16 protein-coding genes are annotated in these 16,083 nt (G+C 61.4%); 8 read left to right on the forward strand and 8 right to left on the reverse strand.

Annotation, left to right across the window (positions count from 1 at the left end):
• Positions 1-288 precede the first annotated feature (288 nt).
• The 7 genes from NTD89_RS21140 to NTD89_RS21170 all read left to right on the forward strand — a co-directional run bounded on the left by NTD89_RS21140 (position 289) and on the right by NTD89_RS21170 (position 7,904).
• The gene (locus NTD89_RS21140) at positions 289-1,245 is read left to right on the forward strand and encodes an ABC transporter substrate-binding protein (RefSeq protein ID WP_262209503.1); all 957 of its coding nucleotides are present in this window, start codon (positions 289-291) and stop codon (positions 1,243-1,245) included.
• A gap of 23 nt (positions 1,246-1,268) precedes the next feature.
• A complete protein-coding gene (locus tag NTD89_RS21145; RefSeq protein ID WP_145160657.1) occupies positions 1,269-2,594 on the forward strand; it encodes an LLM class flavin-dependent oxidoreductase in 1,326 nt (441 codons plus the stop codon).
• A 308-nt stretch (positions 2,595-2,902) separates the two neighbouring features.
• Positions 2,903-3,301 carry a cytidine deaminase gene (locus tag NTD89_RS21150; protein WP_256587063.1) on the forward strand — a complete coding sequence of 133 codons (399 nt, stop codon included), beginning with the start codon at positions 2,903-2,905 and terminating at the stop codon, positions 3,299-3,301.
• A gap of 54 nt (positions 3,302-3,355) precedes the next feature.
• A complete protein-coding gene (locus tag NTD89_RS21155; RefSeq protein WP_262209505.1) occupies positions 3,356-4,621 on the forward strand; it encodes a NupC/NupG family nucleoside CNT transporter in 1,266 nt (421 codons plus the stop codon).
• 10 nt (positions 4,622-4,631) lie between these two features.
• A complete protein-coding gene (deoA, locus tag NTD89_RS21160; RefSeq protein WP_262209506.1) occupies positions 4,632-5,939 on the forward strand; it encodes a thymidine phosphorylase in 1,308 nt (435 codons plus the stop codon).
• Positions 5,936-7,168 carry a phosphopentomutase gene (locus NTD89_RS21165; RefSeq protein ID WP_262209507.1) on the forward strand — a complete coding sequence of 411 codons (1,233 nt, stop codon included), beginning with the start codon at positions 5,936-5,938 and terminating at the stop codon, positions 7,166-7,168. The genes deoA and NTD89_RS21165 overlap by 4 nt, the downstream gene beginning before the upstream one ends.
• A gap of 118 nt (positions 7,169-7,286) precedes the next feature.
• Positions 7,287-7,904, forward strand: a complete 618-nt coding sequence (locus tag NTD89_RS21170) for a dTMP kinase (protein ID WP_145160671.1) — start codon at positions 7,287-7,289, stop codon at positions 7,902-7,904.
• A gap of 10 nt (positions 7,905-7,914) precedes the next feature.
• Here the strand turns inward: NTD89_RS21170 and phzG are convergent, their stop codons facing one another.
• The 7 genes from phzG to NTD89_RS21205 are packed head-to-tail and all read right to left on the reverse strand — an operon-like array spanning position 7,915 to position 14,202.
• The gene (gene phzG / locus NTD89_RS21175) at positions 7,915-8,583 is read right to left on the reverse strand and encodes a phenazine biosynthesis FMN-dependent oxidase PhzG (RefSeq protein ID WP_262209508.1); all 669 of its coding nucleotides are present in this window, start codon (positions 8,581-8,583) and stop codon (positions 7,915-7,917) included.
• Complete coding sequence (locus NTD89_RS21180) at positions 8,580-9,416, reverse strand: PhzF family phenazine biosynthesis protein (RefSeq protein ID WP_262209509.1); 837 nt, start codon at positions 9,414-9,416, stop codon at positions 8,580-8,582. The genes phzG and NTD89_RS21180 overlap by 4 nt, the downstream gene beginning before the upstream one ends.
• Positions 9,417-9,418: 2 nt before the next feature.
• Positions 9,419-11,308: an anthranilate synthase family protein gene (locus NTD89_RS21185; RefSeq protein WP_410017225.1), complete on the reverse strand. Its 1,890-nt coding sequence runs from the start codon at positions 11,306-11,308 to the stop codon at positions 9,419-9,421.
• A gap of 20 nt (positions 11,309-11,328) precedes the next feature.
• Entirely contained in the window at positions 11,329-11,952 is a 624-nt protein-coding gene (locus NTD89_RS21190) for an isochorismatase family protein (RefSeq protein WP_242196738.1), read from the reverse strand.
• Positions 11,953-11,967: 15 nt separating this feature from the next.
• A complete protein-coding gene (locus tag NTD89_RS21195; RefSeq protein WP_262209511.1) occupies positions 11,968-13,170 on the reverse strand; it encodes a 3-deoxy-7-phosphoheptulonate synthase in 1,203 nt (400 codons plus the stop codon).
• Positions 13,171-13,193: 23 nt separating this feature from the next.
• Positions 13,194-13,685 carry a PhzA/PhzB family protein gene (locus tag NTD89_RS21200; RefSeq protein ID WP_242196730.1) on the reverse strand — a complete coding sequence of 164 codons (492 nt, stop codon included), beginning with the start codon at positions 13,683-13,685 and terminating at the stop codon, positions 13,194-13,196.
• 25 nt (positions 13,686-13,710) lie between these two features.
• Positions 13,711-14,202 carry a phenazine biosynthesis protein gene (locus NTD89_RS21205; protein ID WP_262209512.1) on the reverse strand — a complete coding sequence of 164 codons (492 nt, stop codon included), beginning with the start codon at positions 14,200-14,202 and terminating at the stop codon, positions 13,711-13,713.
• Positions 14,203-14,692: 490 nt separating this feature from the next.
• Here NTD89_RS21205 and NTD89_RS21210 point away from each other — a divergent pair, with 490 nt between their 5' ends.
• Positions 14,693-15,358, forward strand: a complete 666-nt coding sequence (locus tag NTD89_RS21210) for an autoinducer binding domain-containing protein (protein ID WP_262209513.1) — start codon at positions 14,693-14,695, stop codon at positions 15,356-15,358.
• Positions 15,359-15,407: 49 nt separating this feature from the next.
• On the opposite strand, the gene NTD89_RS21215 is transcribed toward NTD89_RS21210, so the two are convergent.
• Positions 15,408-15,998, reverse strand: a complete 591-nt coding sequence (locus NTD89_RS21215) for an acyl-homoserine-lactone synthase (RefSeq protein WP_262209514.1) — start codon at positions 15,996-15,998, stop codon at positions 15,408-15,410.
• Positions 15,999-16,083: the final 85 nt, after the last annotated feature.

Raw genomic sequence — 16,083 nt, forward strand, 5'->3', positions numbered from 1 at the left:
GCTGTAATGGTTGAGCGATGCGTGCGGGTACGTCCGGCCGGGCGGCTTGAAAAGGCCGCGGGGTGTCGGGGTTTCAACCAGTGTAGGTGGCGTAGGGCACTGTGCAATGTGCGGGTGCAACGCGTGCGGCCTGAAAATGCCTAAGTTGCATTATTTGTGAATTAGGTTATGCGTTATCAGTATTTTACAAGCGGTATTTATAACCGCATCGTATGAACCCCTACGAACACTGCCGAGACCGCACGCGCGGATCGACTTGCATGCCTGACCAGGCATCTGGAGACGAACGTGCGTTACCTGACAACACTGGCGGCCGGGTTGGCCGCCACCTTGCTGTGCCTGACCGCGAACGCGCAAACGCTGGTGGTGGGCGACCAAAGCTACAACGCCCAAGCCGTGATGGAGGCGGCGGGCGTGCTGGAAAACCTGCCGTACACGCTTGAGTGGAAGCAGTTCACTGCAGGCTCGCCGGTCGCCGAAGCGCTGAATGCCAACAGCCTGGATATCGGCTTGCTGGGGGACGCGCCGGTGCTGTTCCTGGGCGCATTGGGTGCGCCGATCAAGGTGATTGCCGTCAGCCGGCAAAACCTCGACGGCGTGGCCATCCTGGTCAGAAAGGATTCGTCGATCCACACACTGGCCGACCTTGCCGGCAAACGTGCGGCGCTCTGGAAGGGCTCCTGGAGCCAGCAATTGCTGCTCACCGCGCTGGACAACGCCGGCGTCCCGCGCGACTCACTCGAGCTGCGCTACCTCAGCGCACTCGACGCTTCCCATGCGCTGGAAGGTGGCTCGGTTGACGTCATCGCCACCTGGGAACCCTACGTCACGCAACAGGAACGCCAAGGCGCGCGGGTACTCGCAACCGCTGAAGGCTTGATCCCGGCCCAGAGCTTTATTGCCGCCAATGCCAAGGCTGTCGAGGCCAAACGCGCGCAAATCAGTGACTTCCTCCAGCGCCTGAAAAAAGCCCGCGACTGGACGCGCCAAAGCCCGGCCAACGCTGACGCGTATGCCGATGCGTGGGCCAAGCGCACCCGCGCCGACGCCGACATCGCCCGCGCCTGGTTTGCGCGTGCGCGCACTACGGTCGAACCGCTCACGGCCCAGTCGCCGGTAGAAGCGCAAAAGACCGTGGACTTCTTCGCCAGCCTTGGCCTGGTCAAGTCTTACTCCGCAGCGAGCCTGTTCGATGATTCCTTCTCGGCCTCGCTGCAACCCGCCGTCGCCCAGACCCAGCCGTGAACGTTTCAAGGAACTCTTCTGATATGACCCAACGACAGCTCAAACTCGGCGCCCTGACCATGGGTTGCGGCGGGCCGGGCCGCCACAATCTATGGCTGGACCCGCACTTGCCGGCCGACGCCAGCGTCAACGTCGACTGGTACATCGACATTGCCCGCCAGGCCGAGGCGGCGCTGTTCGACCTGATGTTTATCGTCGACAGCCAATTCATCACACCGGGCTCGCCGTCCCACTACCTGAACCGCCTGGAACCGCTGACACTGCTCTCTGCGCTGGCCGTCAGCACGCGGCATCTGGGCTTGGTCGGTACGCTGACCACCTCTTACAACTCGCCCTATAACGTCGCCCGGCGCCTGGCCTCACTCGACCTGATCAGCAAAGGCCGCGCCGGCTGGAACGTGGTCACCAGCGGTGACGCCGGCACTGCCGGCAACTACAGCCGCGACGAACATTACGATTACGACACGCGCTACAGCCGCGCCGCCGAGCACGTCCACGTGGTGCAAGGCCTGTGGAACTCCTACGAGGAAGACGCTTTCGTGCGTGACCGTGCCACCGGCCAGTTCCTCGACCCCAGCAAACTGCACAGCCTGAACCACAAGGGCGAGCACTTTTCGGTGGTCGGCCCGCTGAACATCCAACGCTCGCCGCAAGGTCAGCCGGTGATCTTCCAGGCCGGCGACTCAGAGCAAGGCCGCGACCTGGGCGCCGCCACGGCGGACGTGATCTTCACCCACGCGGCCAGCATCGAGCAGGGCCAGGCGTTTTACCGCGATATAAAGGGCAGGGCGGCGCAACACGGTCGCGACCCGGAGCAATTGCTGGTCATGCCCGGCGCCGAGATCTATGTGGGCGACACCGATGAGCACGCCCGTGAAATCGAGCAGCACTACCATCACGCCGATCACAGTTTCGAGCTGGCGCTCAAGGAGTTCGGGCGTAATTTCGGCTGGCATGATTTCAGCCAGTACGACCTCGATGCGCCGTTTCCGCAGGAGAGCCTGGAAGCGGCGCGCAGCAGCTTTTTCACCAATGCCAAACGCATTGCCGACCAGGCGCGGGACAAAGGTTTCACGCTGCGCCAAGCAGTGGAGTTTGGTCGCCAACTGCGGCCGGGCGCGTTTGTGGGCACGGCGGACACGGTTGCGCGCAAGATGGAGGAGTGGCTCCAGGCGCGGGCGGTGGATGGGTTCAATATCTATATTGGCCATCCGCAGCAGTTCGCGCGGTTTACGCAGGAAGTCATACCGTTGCTGCAGGCGCGTGGGGTGTATCGCACGGCGTATGAAGGGACGACGTTGCGGGAGAGTTTGGGGCTGGGGATTTCCCGGTTCAAGCACCACGGTTAGCTGCCCTGGCTGGGAGCAAAGGTGGGCGCGGGCTTGCTCGCGAAGGCGCCGGACCAGCAAGCAGTATTCAGGCTGTGCTCCCGGAAAACAAAGGGTTTTAGGCTTGCATCCTTGTGAGCCAACAACGCTACAACACCTGTCTACGTCATAGACGCGTGCACGTGAGGCAGCCAGGGACTTCGGCGCGTAACTTTGTTCGCGAGCATAAAAAAAGATTGAATATTCACATCAATTGTTATTTAAATAACACCATAATAGCGTCATGACCGCCCTGGACGTGCTCGCAATAAGATGGGATGACCCTGTGCATGACAATTGAAGAGCGTTTGATGGAACAGGCAAAGCGTGCCGCCCAGAGCACGTACTCGCCTTATTCCCACTTCCCCGTGGGCGCGGCATTGCTGACCGCCGACGGTGAGGTGGTACAGGGTTGCAACGTGGAGAATATCTCCTACGGGCTGACCAACTGTGCCGAGCGCAGCGCGTTGTTCAGCGCCATCAGCCAGGGCCATGCCCCGCGCAGTTTCAAAGCCATGGCTGTTTATGCACCCAATGTTTCACTGATAAGCCCTTGCGGTGCCTGCCGCCAGGTGATGCTGGAGTTGATGGCCAAGGATGCAGTGGTGATTTGTCAGGGCAGTGACCCGGCCGCCACGCGCACCTGGACCCTGGAGCAATTGCTGCCGGGCGCCTTCGACGCTTTCTAATCCTGGGCAGGCCTTCGGGTCTGCATTCGCGTGGTCCATTGTTGAGACGCCTGCATGATCAGTCTTGTCGGAATAGCGACCCTTATTCTCATTGCCATTGCTTTATCTCATCAACGACGCTCGATCAACTGGCGCACCGTTTCGGTCGCGTTTTTGATCCAGGTCTTGATCGGCGCCTTTGCGCTTTACGTGCCGTGGGGCCAGACGGCGCTCGCCTCGCTGTCAGGGGCGGTGGCATCGCTGCAGCTTTACGCTAACAAAGGCATCGAGTTTCTGTTCGGCGGCCTGAGTTCGCCGCACATGTTTGAAGTGTTCGGCAGTGGCGGGTTTGTGTTTGCCATCCGGGTTTTGCCGATGATCGTGTTCTTCGGCAGCTTTATCTCTGTGCTGTATTACATCGGTGTGATGGGCTGGATCATTCGGCTGGTGGGCGGCACCTTGCGCCTGTTGCTGGGCACCAGCCGCATCGAGTCGATGGTGGTGACCTCGGCGATCTTCATCGGCCAGTCGGAAGTGCCGCTGGTGGTACGGCCCTTCATTGCCAAGCTGACGCGCTCTGAGTTGTTTGCGGTGATGGTCGGTGGTTTCGCCGCAGTGGCCGGCTCGGTGCTGCTGGGCTATGCCGGGCTGGGCGTGGAGCTCAAGTACCTGATTGCGGCGTGTTTCATGTCGGCGCCGGGGGCCCTGTTGATGGCCAAACTCATGGAGCCGGAAACCGAAGCCGCCTGCACCGAACAGGTGATCGAGGAGCTGGGCCAGGCCGAGAATCGCCCCACCAATATCATCGACGCCGCCGCCGATGGTGCCCAGGTTGGCTTGCGCCTGGCCTTGGCGGTGGGTGCCATGCTGCTGGCGTTTATCGCGTTGATTGCGCTGCTCAACGGGCTACTGGGCTGGGCGGGCAACTGGTTTGGCTACCCGCAATTGACCTTGCAACTGGTTCTCGGGTACGTGCTGGCGCCCATCGCGTTTCTGCTCGGGGTGCCGTGGCATGAAGCAGTGATGGCCGGCGGTTTTATCGGCGAAAAACTGGTGCTCAACGAGTTTGTCGCCTACGCCGACCTGGCTAACTACCTGACCCCGGCCAAGGCTGCCGAAGCCGGCGTGCCGCTGTTGTCGGTTCACACCCAGGTGATCGTGACTTTCGCCCTGTGCGGCTTTGCCAATCTGTCTTCGATTGCCATTCAACTGGGCGGCCTCACGGGTATCGCCCCGCAACGCCGTGAGGAACTCGCGCGGCTGGGCTTGCGGGCCATGATCGGCGGCACGCTTTCCAACCTGATGAGCGCGGCGATTGTCGGCTTTTTCATTTCGCTGTAAGGAGCACAGTATGTGGTTGCCACAAGAAGTGATTCGGCGCAAACGCGACGGGCACGCCCTGGCCGCGATGGACATTCAACGCTTTGTCGCCGGCATTGCCGACGCCAGCCTCAGCGATGGGCAGGTGGCGGCGTTCGCCATGGCAGTGTTCATCAAAGGCATGGACGTGAGTGAACGTCTGGCCTTGACGGAGGCGATGCGCGACTCCGGCCAAGTGCTGAAGTGGGACCTGCCGGGGCCGATCGTGGACAAGCATTCCACCGGCGGTGTCGGCGACATGATCAGCTTGCTGCTCGCGCCGTTACTGGCGGCCTGCGGTTGTTACGTGCCGATGATTTCCGGGCGTGGCCTGGGGCATACCGGCGGCACCCTGGACAAGCTCGAGAGCATTCCCGGCTACGACTGCCAACCCAGCCCCGAACGCCTGCACGCGGTGGTGGCCGACGTCGGTTGCGCGATCATCGGCCAGACTGCCAACCTTGCGCCGGCGGACAAGCGCTTGTATGTGATCCGCGACGTGACCGGGTCGGTGGAGTCGATTGACCTGATCACCGCGTCGATCCTCGGCAAAAAACTCGCCGCCGGCCTCGACGTACTGATCATGGATGTGAAAACCGGCAACGGCGCCTTCATGGCCGAGCCGCAACAGGCGCGCGAGCTGGCCGCCAGCATCGTCGCGGTGGCCAACGGTGCCGGGGTCAACACCCGCGCGCTGATCACCGACATGAACCAACCGCTGGCCCGCAGTGCCGGCAACGCGCTGGAGGTTGGCGAAGCAGTCGCTTTGCTCAAGGGCGAGGTGCGCAGTGAGCGCTTGTGGGCGGTGACCTTGGCGCTGGCCACCCAAGCATTGACGATGGCCGGTTTGGCGCGGGATGACGCCCAGGCCCGTGATCAATTACTCCAGGCCTGGCAGAGCGGTGCAGCCTTGCAGCGCTTCGAGCAAATGGTCGTCGCTCTGGGCGGCCCGCCGGGCTTTACGGCAGACCCTGAAGCATATTTACCCAAGGCCGCCGTGTCGGTGCCGGTGTGGGCCGAGGAAGAGGGCTGCGTTACCGACATCGACACCCGGGCGGTGGGCTTGGCGGTGGTGGCATTGGGCGGCGGACGCAGTCATCCCGACGACGTGCTGGACTTGTCCGTGGGCTTCAGCGAGTTGGCCTTTGTGGGTGAACAGGTGAACGCGCAACGGCCTCTGGGCTGGGTGCACGCACGCAACCCAGAGCAGGCCGGGCAGGGCGCATCCGCTTTGCGCGCAGCCTATCGGTTAGGCGGCTCGAGCCTGGCCGCACGTGATTTGATCCAGGACATCCTATGAGCAAAGCCATCGTATTGGTGCTGGACTCGTTGGGCATCGGCGCCAGTGCCGACGCTGCTGTTTTTGGCGATGCCGGCGCCGACACCTTGCGCCATATCGCCGAGGCGTGCGCCCTTGGAGAGGCCGATGGGCCATTGCGCCGGGGGCCTCTGTGGCTGCCAAATCTGGGTCGTCTGGGCCTGGGCGCCGCTGCGGCAGCCAGCGGTGACGGACCGTTGCCGGGCCACTGGGGCGACGCTGCACCGGTCGGCGCCTACGGCCATGCGCGCGAGCAATCCTCAGGCAAGGACACACCGTCCGGGCATTGGGAAATGATGGGCGTGCCGGTGTTGTTCGACTGGGGTTATTTCGAGCGGCCGGTCGAGTCCTTTCCGCCCAAGTTGCTGGCCGACCTGATTGAGCGGGCAGGGTTGTCGGGTGTTCTGGGCAACTGCCATGCCTCTGGCACTACGGTGCTGGACGACTTGGGCGAAGCACACATCCGCAGCCAGCAGCCAATTTGCTACACGTCGGCCGACAGCGTGATGCAGATCGCCGCCCATGAAAGCCATTTCGGGCTCGATGAGCTGTACCGGGTGTGTGAAATCGCGCGCGATTTGTGTGATCAATACACGGTCGGCAGGGTCATTGCCCGGCCGTTCACCGGCGAGCACGCGGGCGAGTTTAGCCGCACTGGCAATCGCCGCGACTACACCGTGCCACCGCCGTCGCCGACGCTGCTGGATCATCTGTGCGAAGCCGGCGGCAGCGTGCATGCGGTGGGCAAGATTGGCGATATCTTCACGCACCGCGGCATCAGCCGGTTGTACAAGGCAGACGGCAACGACGCGCTCTTCGATGCCACGCTCAAGGCTTACCAGCAAGCGCCAGACAACAGCCTGGTGTTCGCCAATTTCGTCGACTTCGACATGCTTTACGGGCACCGCCGCGACCTGGCCGGCTACGCTGCCGCACTGGAAGCCTTCGACCGCAGGCTGCCGGAATTATTGGCGTTGATGGACCCGCAGACGTTGCTGATCATCAGCGCCGACCACGGTTGCGACCCATCGCGTCCGGGCAGCGATCATACCCGTGAGCATGTGCCGGTCCTGGCTTACGGGGCAGGCGTGGCGGCCGGCTGGCTGGGCGAGCGCGGCAGCTTTGCCGATATCGGCCAGACGCTGGCCACGCATTTGGGCGTGGCGCCGTTGGCGTGGGGAAGTTCTTTTCTGCTCAGGGAGCATCATTGATCGACGCCTTCAGTAATGTCTGTTCCTATGGGCGCTGCACTCGATTCGCATCGTCGCGCCAGGCGACTCCAGCGAACGAGCAGAGCCCAATGAACCGCTACCAATCATGATGTGAAGTATGAGTCGTCCACTCTTTGTATCTCTCGATGGCCCCAAGGGAACGGGCAAAACCACGCTTTTGGAGGCCGTGACCCAAGTGCTGAGGGCAGACAAGCAAAAGGTGATCCGGCTCAGCGAGCAAAAAAGCGATCCCCATAGGGCTGAAACAATGGCCCTCGTTAACACTCTCGTCAGAAACCCCAGCCGGGAGTTGGAGTTGAGGGTGTGTGAGCGCTTTGCTGATAGCCGCGCCTGGATTTCCCGGCACGTACTGGCCAAACAGCCAGCCGGTAGCATCATCTTGATTGATCGCTGGTACCCCTCTGATGCAGCGTTTCGCCGGATCGTCGGGTTTGCAGACATTCTGCAGTTAAACATTGATCGAGACGTGCAAGTGCCCGACCTGCATGTCGGCGTGGTCACCGCCCCTGATATTTCATGGGCGAGGGCAGCCGAACGACGGCGTGGGCTGAGCAGTACGGTGATGCATAAGCTGGAAGAACATGTCGCGTGTACTCAGGCGTTCGAGCGCGCGATTAGCGATCACGGCTGGGTTTTATGCCGCAATGAAACAACGATCGAGGACGCCACGGCGCAGGTGGTTTCTGAGATCTACAGCGTCCTTCGATGTGCGTAGCTTTGTACGATCAGGGCTGCAAACGCCGCACCCTCCAGCCCGTATCGCTGCGGTCATAGCGCAACCGCTCATGCAGCCGCTCGTGCCCATTCCCCCAGAACTCCAGCGATTCAAGGCGCAACTCAAACACACAATAGCCCTCGGGACGCGGCAGCGGACCTTGGCCTTCGGCCAGTTCGCGAGCGGCGTTGCGCATGGCCTGAACATCCTGCAGTTCTTCGCTCTGGCGAGACACCGATGACATCGGATGCGTGGCATACGGGCGCTTGAGCCACGCCTCATCCGCCTTGGCGTCCGGCAAGCGCACGGCCTGGCCATTGAGGATGATCTGCTGACTGGTTTCGCGCCAATACAGCACGCCCGACGCCCACGGGTTTTGGCTCAGCTCACGGCCTTTCTGGCTGCCGGCATGGGTGCTGAACAACAGTCCGGCGTCGCTGATCTCACTGATCACCACGATGCGCGTCGAGGGCCGGCCCTGGCCGTCGGCGGTGGCCAGTGCCAATGCCCTGGGTTCGCGGATGCCCACGCGCCGTGCACGCTCCAGCCAGTTGCGCAGCACGCTCATGGGGTCGGCGGGCAGTGTCTGGTACTCGGGGAACGGTGCATCCAGTGTGCCGGTGAGCGATTCGGACATGCCTTTACCCAGCAGCGGCTTGCCTTGTACTGAAAGGTTCATAGCACGATGGTCCCCCGCCCGAAGGTGACGCCATTGCCGGAGACTTCGACGCGCGTCAGTTGATCGGCGCGGCCCTCAGCTCTGGCGAACATCAGTGAAAGGCGGCCGATTTCCACGCCCTGCAGAATCTCCACCTGCTGGCCGAACTCGATTTGGCCATGGCGCGCCAGATGAATCGCCAACGGCCCGGCAGCCGAGCCGGTGGCTGCATCCTCGACCACGCCGTAGGCCGGTGAGAACATGCGGCTGCGCCAGCGCCGCCCGGCGCCGGCGAAACAGTTGATCGCCATGTCGTGGAAGTTCGACAGCGCACGGTGGTCAGGGTGCAGGGCCGACAAGGCGGCGATGCTCGGCAGGCCGACAAACACATGCCGTGGGCCGTTGTGATAGATCTCGATGGCAAAGGTCGAGTCGCTGATGCCCAGGGCCTTGAGCAATTCGGCATCGCGGCCCAGGGCCGTCCAGGTCGGTATCGGCTGGTCCATGCTGGCGGCGATCACGCTGCCGTTCTGGCGTTCCAGTTCAAAGGCGATGGTGCCCATCTGGGTTTCCAGGTACAGCCGGTGATTGTCGGTGTGCGCCCCCAGCGCGATGGCCGTCCCCAGCAACGGGTGGCCGGCAAAGGGCAGTTCGTTGACCGGGGTGAAAATCCGGATCAGCGCATCACCGCCGTTGCGTGGCTTGAGCACGAAGGTGGTTTCCGACAGGTTCATCTCGCGGGCGATGCGTTGCATTTGCGGCGCCGGCAAATCATCGGCGTCGAAGAACACCGCAACCGGGTTGCCTTCCAGCGGGACGCTGGCGAAGGCGTCGATGATCACGTAGTTGTGCATGGTTATCTCCCCGCCGCCGACACGTTGCTGTCGACCGGTGTGTGGATGAGGGCGTGGCGCAGCAGGTCGGCGATGATGCGCGGGCCTTCCTGGGTGAGCAGCGACTCGGCATGAAACTGCATCGAGGCGAACGACGGTCCACGCAGGGCATGCACCTCGCCGGTCTCGCTGTCGCGACTGATCTCGACGGTGCCGATGCCGTTGATATCCAGGCGGTCACTGGCACTCTGGGCGGCAAAGGTGTTGTAGAAACCTACCCGCTCGGCGCTGCCGAACAGGTCGATCTGTTTTTGCACGCCCTGATTGGGAATGGCCTTGCGTTGCAGCTCCAGGCCCAGGCACAGGCTCAACACCTGATGGCTCAGGCACACCGCGAGGAATGGCCGTTGCTGGCTGAGCAAGGAACGGATGGCCACGTGCAGATGGTCGATTTTCGGCAGCTGGACATCGCTCGGGTTGCCGGGGCCAGGGCCCATGATCACCAGGTCGTAACCGTCGAAACTGTATTCATCGCTGAAGCTGCACACCGTGACTATCAGGCCCAGGGCCCGCAGCTGCTTGGCGATCATCGAGGTGAAGGTATCTTCGGCATCGACGATCAGCACCTGGCGCCCGCTGAAATCGGCCTGGGTCTGCTGGCGTTGCTGGCTGTCCATCAACCAGAAGTCCGAGACGTAGGCGTTGCGGCTGGCCAGCGCTGCGCGTACCTGCAGGTGGCTGCCAAAGCGCGAGGGCGCCTGGTTTTTCAAGGCAGCAATCAGGCCGGCGGCCTTGGCGCGGCTTTCGGCGGCTTCGGTCATGGGCTCGGAATGACGCACGATGGTCGAGCCCACGCTGATGCGTACCTGGCCGCCATTATCGATGTCGGCGGTGCGAATCAGGATGGCCGAGTCCAGGGAGCGTCCACCTTTGCCATCGCTGCCGATCAGCGCCGCCATGCCGCTGTAGTACGCGCGGCCTTGCGGCTCATAGCGCTGGATGACCCGGCAGGCGCTTTCCAGCGGGCTGCCGGTGACGGTCGGGGCGAACAGGGTTTCGCGCAGGATGTCGCGCACGTCGCGACGGGTCTTGCCCTCAATGAAGTACTCGGTGTGGGCCAGATGCGTCATTTCCTTGAGGTAAGGGCCGAGGACGTGGCCGCCGTCTTCACAAATGCGCGCCATCATTTTCAGCTCTTCATCAACCACCATGTACAGCTCATCGGCTTCCTTGCGGTCGGCCAAAAAGGCCATGACGTCCGTCAGACAGGGGCCAGCCGGCGGGTAGCGGTAGGTGCCACTGATGGGGTTCATCACCGCGAGCCCATCCTTGACGCTGATGTGCCGCTCGGGCGAGGCACCCACGAAGGTGCGGCTGCCGGTGTGAATGATGAAGGTCCAGTAAACACCTTTCTCGCGCTCCAGCAGATGGCGAAAGAAGGACAGCGCGCTGGCGGGGCCGTACTCGCTGATTTCCGCCATAAAGGTGCGTTTGATCACGAAGTTGGCGCCTTCCCCAGAGCCGATTTCGTTGGCGATCACCTGGCTGACGATCTCGGCATAGCGGGCGTCGCTGAGGTCGAAGCGTTCGCCGTTGAGCTGGATCGGCACGTTTGGCAGCAACCCCAGCAACTGTTCAATGCCGATGGATTGTTGCTCGGTAATGTTCATCGCCAGCAGCGGCGACTCATCGTCCACCGCCTCGAAGCCGCGTTCGGCAATCTGGCGGTAGGGAATCAGCGTGAGTACATCCAGGCGCGGGGCACCGATTGAGGGGGCAGGCAAGTCGATATCGGCCAGGACCTGCGGCTGCGACATCTGCCCAATCAGCACATCCAGCAGCCCCGGGCCGCTGGATTCCGGACGATACAACAGGGCAAACGGCTCGGGCACCGGTTGCAGAATGCGTTCCATAAGGCGGGCGGCAGCTTGGCTCATAGCACCACCTCGTCGGTGGTGACGACCATGGCGCAACGGCTGGCGGCGTATTCGATCGCCATCCAGTGGTGCGCCTTGCTGAAGTCAGCAATCGCGTCGGCAACCAGGAAGGGCTGGATATCGTTGGAGTAGGCATCCACGGTAGAAATCAGTACCCCGACATGGGCATACACCCCGCACAGGATCAACTGATCGCGCCCGTTGGCGTGCATGCGCTCCAGCAGGTCGGAGTTGAAGAACGCACTGTAGCGCCACTTGGTCAGCAGCCAGTCACCCGGCTTGGGCGTCAGCGCGTCGACCACCTCGCGGTCGGCGGGGCTGGCCTTCATGCCAGGGCCCCAGAAGTCCTTGAGCAGCCCGCGCTGTGCCTCGCTCATGCTGCCTGGCTGGGCGGTGTAAGCCACCGGCACGTCGTGGTCGACAGCCCACTGGCGAATGCGCGCGGAATTAGCCACGACGGCTTCACGCAGGGCATCGGGCAAGGGCCGCAGGAAGTAGCGCTGCATGTCATGCACCAACAGCACGGCGCGCTCGGGGTCGACGCGCCACTGCGCGAGGTTGACGGGCAGGTCGCGGGCTGTAGGCAGGGCGTACGGGGCAATCGATGGAATGCCAGTCATGACGACAAACTCCAGTCAAAGGTAAGCAAGGGTGGAGGAGGGCAGGTTTTTCCAGGCCATCACTGCAGTGATGGCTTGCCAAGGGGTCAGGCGCGGGTCGCACAGGCTTTTGTAGTGGCTGGCCACCTGACTCAGGCCGGCGGCGTCGGAGGCGCACTCGCTGACGTCATCGGGGGTGGTTTCCAGGTGCAGGCCGGCAGCCACGCCACCGGCCGAGGTCACGGCATGTTTGAAGGCGGTGATTTCCTCGGTGATGGTCTGCACCATGCGGGTCTTGTTGCCGCAGGGCGCGATGATGGTGTTGCCGTGCATCGGGTCGCTGAGCCAGATGATCTTGTGGCCGGCATGGCGCACCGCTTCAACCAGCGGTGGCAGGCGATCAGCGACTTTGTGGGCGCCCATGCGCGCAATCAGGGTCAGTCGGCCGGGCTCGCGTCGTGGGTCCAGGCGCTCGCACAGGCTCAATAACTGGTCTTGGGTGATGTCCGGGCCGACCTTGCAGGCCACCGGGTTGAGCACTTCGCTGAGCAGTGCCACGTGAGCGCCCGTCAACTGGCGGGTACGCTCGCCGATCCACGGCCAGTGGGTTGAGCCGAGAAACACCCGGCCCTGTTCGTCCTTGCGCACTTGCGGCAGTTCGTAGTCGAGCACCAGCATTTCGTGGCTGGTCCAGGCGGGAGAACCGCTGAGCTGTTCCTTGCTGGCCGGTTCCTTCCAGCCCAGGTGGTGCAAGATTTCCTGGGCGGCGCGATAGCCTCGTACCAGGCGTTGTGCGTCATGCTGGCGATGGTTGCAGACCGCTTCGCGGCCGTTGACCATGTCGCCGCGGTACACCGGCAACTCGACATCGCCGATGCGTTCGCTGTTGTTGGAACGCGGCTTGGCGAACTGCCCGGCAATCCGCCCGACGCGCACCACCGGTTGCTGGGTCACCAGCCGGAATGCACCGGCGAGGATGTCCAGCACCGCGGCCTTGCGGGCCACGTGGCTGGGAGCACTTTCATCCATGTCCTCGGCGCAGTCGCCGGACTGGATGATCATCGCTTCGCCCGCCGCCACCCTGGCCAAGGTGGCACGCAGGACCAGGATGTCTTCGACGCGAATCAGCGATGCGCTGTCCCTGAGGTAGGCCTGCGCGTCATGCAATTGTGAGGGCTCGCTCCATTGAGGCTGCTGGAACGCTTCACAACTTAGAACCCGTTTCAGTAAGTCTTCCATGATGCGATTACTCTCCCTAAGGATTAAGTAGGAATGCCTTCACGCTTGATCTGCGGCACGGGAATGCCCAGGGCGCGCAGTTGTTGAAAGACGTTCATGAACTCGCGATTGCGTTTTACTTTGCCGTCTTGCAGCTCGAAGGAGTGCAGGAAGTGGTTCTCGTAATACCCTTCCGGGTAACCTGGAAAGAGGATCTTGCCGTGGCCATCGCACTCGACCCAAAAATGGTTGGGGTCGTCGGTTTCAAATACGTTGACGTTGTACCATTCCCAATCCGGGAAGCACTTGAGTGACCAAACAGCATGTTCGGCCAACTTGGCTTTGCCACTGATTACAATGGGTGCGCCGGTGTCTGTGGTCCACAAGCCACCCGAACCGTCCTCGGTAAACAGTTCATGGCGGCGCAGGCGATCCTGGCCTTTGGTGCGCATATATTGCTCGACCGTGGCGCGGTTCTTGCGGCGAAGTTCGCTGCTGTCGTCAGCGGTTAGTTGTCGGGCTGCATGAGTAGGCATGTTCACTCTCCAATAATGAAAGGGCTTATGAGGCGGGAATACCTTCACGCTTGATGCGTGGCACCGGAATGCCCAAGGCGCGCAGTTGTTCGAAGGGGTTCATGAATTCACGGTTTTGCTTGATCTTGCCGTTGTCCAATTCGAAGGAATGGATGTAATGGTTTTCGCAATACCCTTCCGGGTAACCGGGGACCAGGGTCTTGCCACGGCCATCACTTTCGACCCAGAAGTGGTTGGGGTTGTCGGTTTCAAACACCCGCACGTTATGAAACTGCCAGTCTGGAAAGCACTGTTCCAGCCACACGCCAAGGGCGGCAAGTTTCGCGTGGCCTTTGAATACCAGGGGTTCACCGGTTTCGGTGTTCCACGAACCGCCGCTGCCATCCGGGGTGAACAGTTCATGCCGACGCAGGCGGTCTTTGCCATGGGTGCGCATGTACTGTTCGACGGTGGCGCGGTTTTTACGGCGAAGTTCAAGCTGATCATTAAAGCCGCTGGCGCAAAGCGAAACCGACATAAGCCGTAACCTTCTTAGTTGAATTAAGGTTTTTCGAAAATCAAGTAAATATTTAGTTAATCAGGCGCGCCAGCACTTACAGGTTTAACTTTGTATATTGAGAGCGTGCTGAGGCGTGTTGTTTATACACCTGCACTTCTCGCGGCAGGAACTACCAGATCTTGTAGCGGCTCGGGCATGGAGGGGGCGGATACGGTCCGTAGGGTAGTGTGTTGCACTATTATGAATCAGCAGGTTCATTCGTCGGCCAGGCCGCAACGATGGCCCGCCAACATCGCCTGGCTATCAATGGCCTATGGCTAGTTAGTTGGTTAGGCACAATAAAGCCTTCGCTATTGCGAAGTGGTCTATAACCGTTGAATTTTGTGTATTGACATGAGTTCAGGTTGGTCTAGTCTCACGACTCGTTTCCAACTCTAGTGGTGTTCAAATGGAATTAGGACAGCTGTTGGGATGGGATGCTTATTTTTACAGTATCTTTGCGCAAACTATGAACATGCAGGAGTTTACTGCTGTTGCATTGAGGGCTTTACGTGAACTGCAGTTTGATTTTTTCGCCTACGGCATGTGCAGCGCGACGCCGTTCATGCGACCGAAAACCTATATGTACAGCAATTATCCCAAGGACTGGATAGCGCGATATCAGGCAGCGAACTACGCGGCGATCGACCCCACGGTGAAACACAGCAAAGTCTCGTCCGCCCCCATTTTGTGGAGCAATGAGCTGTTCAAGGGGTGCCCGGCCCTGTGGTCCGAGGCCAACGATTCGAATCTGTGCCATGGCCTGGCGCAGCCTTCATTCAACGTCCAGGGCCGGGTAGGGGTGTTGAGCATCGCACGCAAGGACAAGGTCATCAGCCTTCAGGAGTTCGAAGCCTTGAAGCCGGTGACCAAAGCGTTTGCCGCGGCGGCCCACCAGAAAATTTCTGAGCTGGAGAGTGACGCGCGTGTGTTCAATACGGATGTCGAGCTCAGCGAACGGGAGTGTGATGTGCTGCGCTGGACCGCAGACGGCAAAACCTCCGAGGAAATTGGCGTGATCATGGGCGTGTGCACCGACACCGTGAATTACCATCACCGCAACATCCAACGCAAAATCGGCGCCAGCAACCGTGTGCAGGCGGTGTCTTACGCGGTTGCGCTGGGGTATATCTGAGGTTCATCGACTGCCGCCGAGCCTTCCCAAAAGGATGACTCGGCCGGTATCAAGCGGTGTCTTTCAACAATGCGGCGGGCATGAAAGCTGAAGGCGGGCGGGCGCCTCGATGGTGTTCACGGTGAGCCGAGAGCTTGATCGCAAGGATTTTTTCGTCCTGGTGCACGGTGACCGGTCCCAATCGCTCGTAGTTGACCCCGTTGATTTTGTAATAGCGCTCCATCGTGCTGTTGACGATGCCGACAATGAAACCGGCGCCTGCCAGGCTGGCGGTCTTCAGGCTTTTCCAGAACAACGGCATGGCCAATTGCGGTTCACGGGTGGTGAAGCGTGTCATTTCCCAGATGGCAGGATCCTTGGGCGGCGTGCCAGCGCAGGTATGGCTGAAAACACCTTCCAGCAGGTTTGGCAATGTGGTGGGTATCAGACGCGCGCAGCCAACGATGTCGCAGTACTCGTTGAACGCCAAGAGGTAGCGCGCATGCTCGGTGTCGTATTGATCCCATTCACAACCCGCCGGGTGCGGATGGCCAGGCAGCCGCCAGCCGAGTTTCTCGACAAATTGCTCGTGCCGAAAGCGGCCTAGCCTGAGTTTGAGCTCGTCGCTCATTGCGCTCAGCGTGTGCTCTTCCATCTGCATGGCTGGGAGTTCCTGGGGGATGGGGGAAGTGCGGGGTTTTATAGAGGACTTGTTCAGGCTTGGCACCTACAAGATCTTGTAGGCC

Origin of the sequence: Pseudomonas sp. 14P_5.3_Bac1, assembly GCF_025466135.1 — a bacterium.
In the GTDB taxonomy this organism is placed as follows: Bacteria; Pseudomonadota; Gammaproteobacteria; order Pseudomonadales; family Pseudomonadaceae; genus Aquipseudomonas.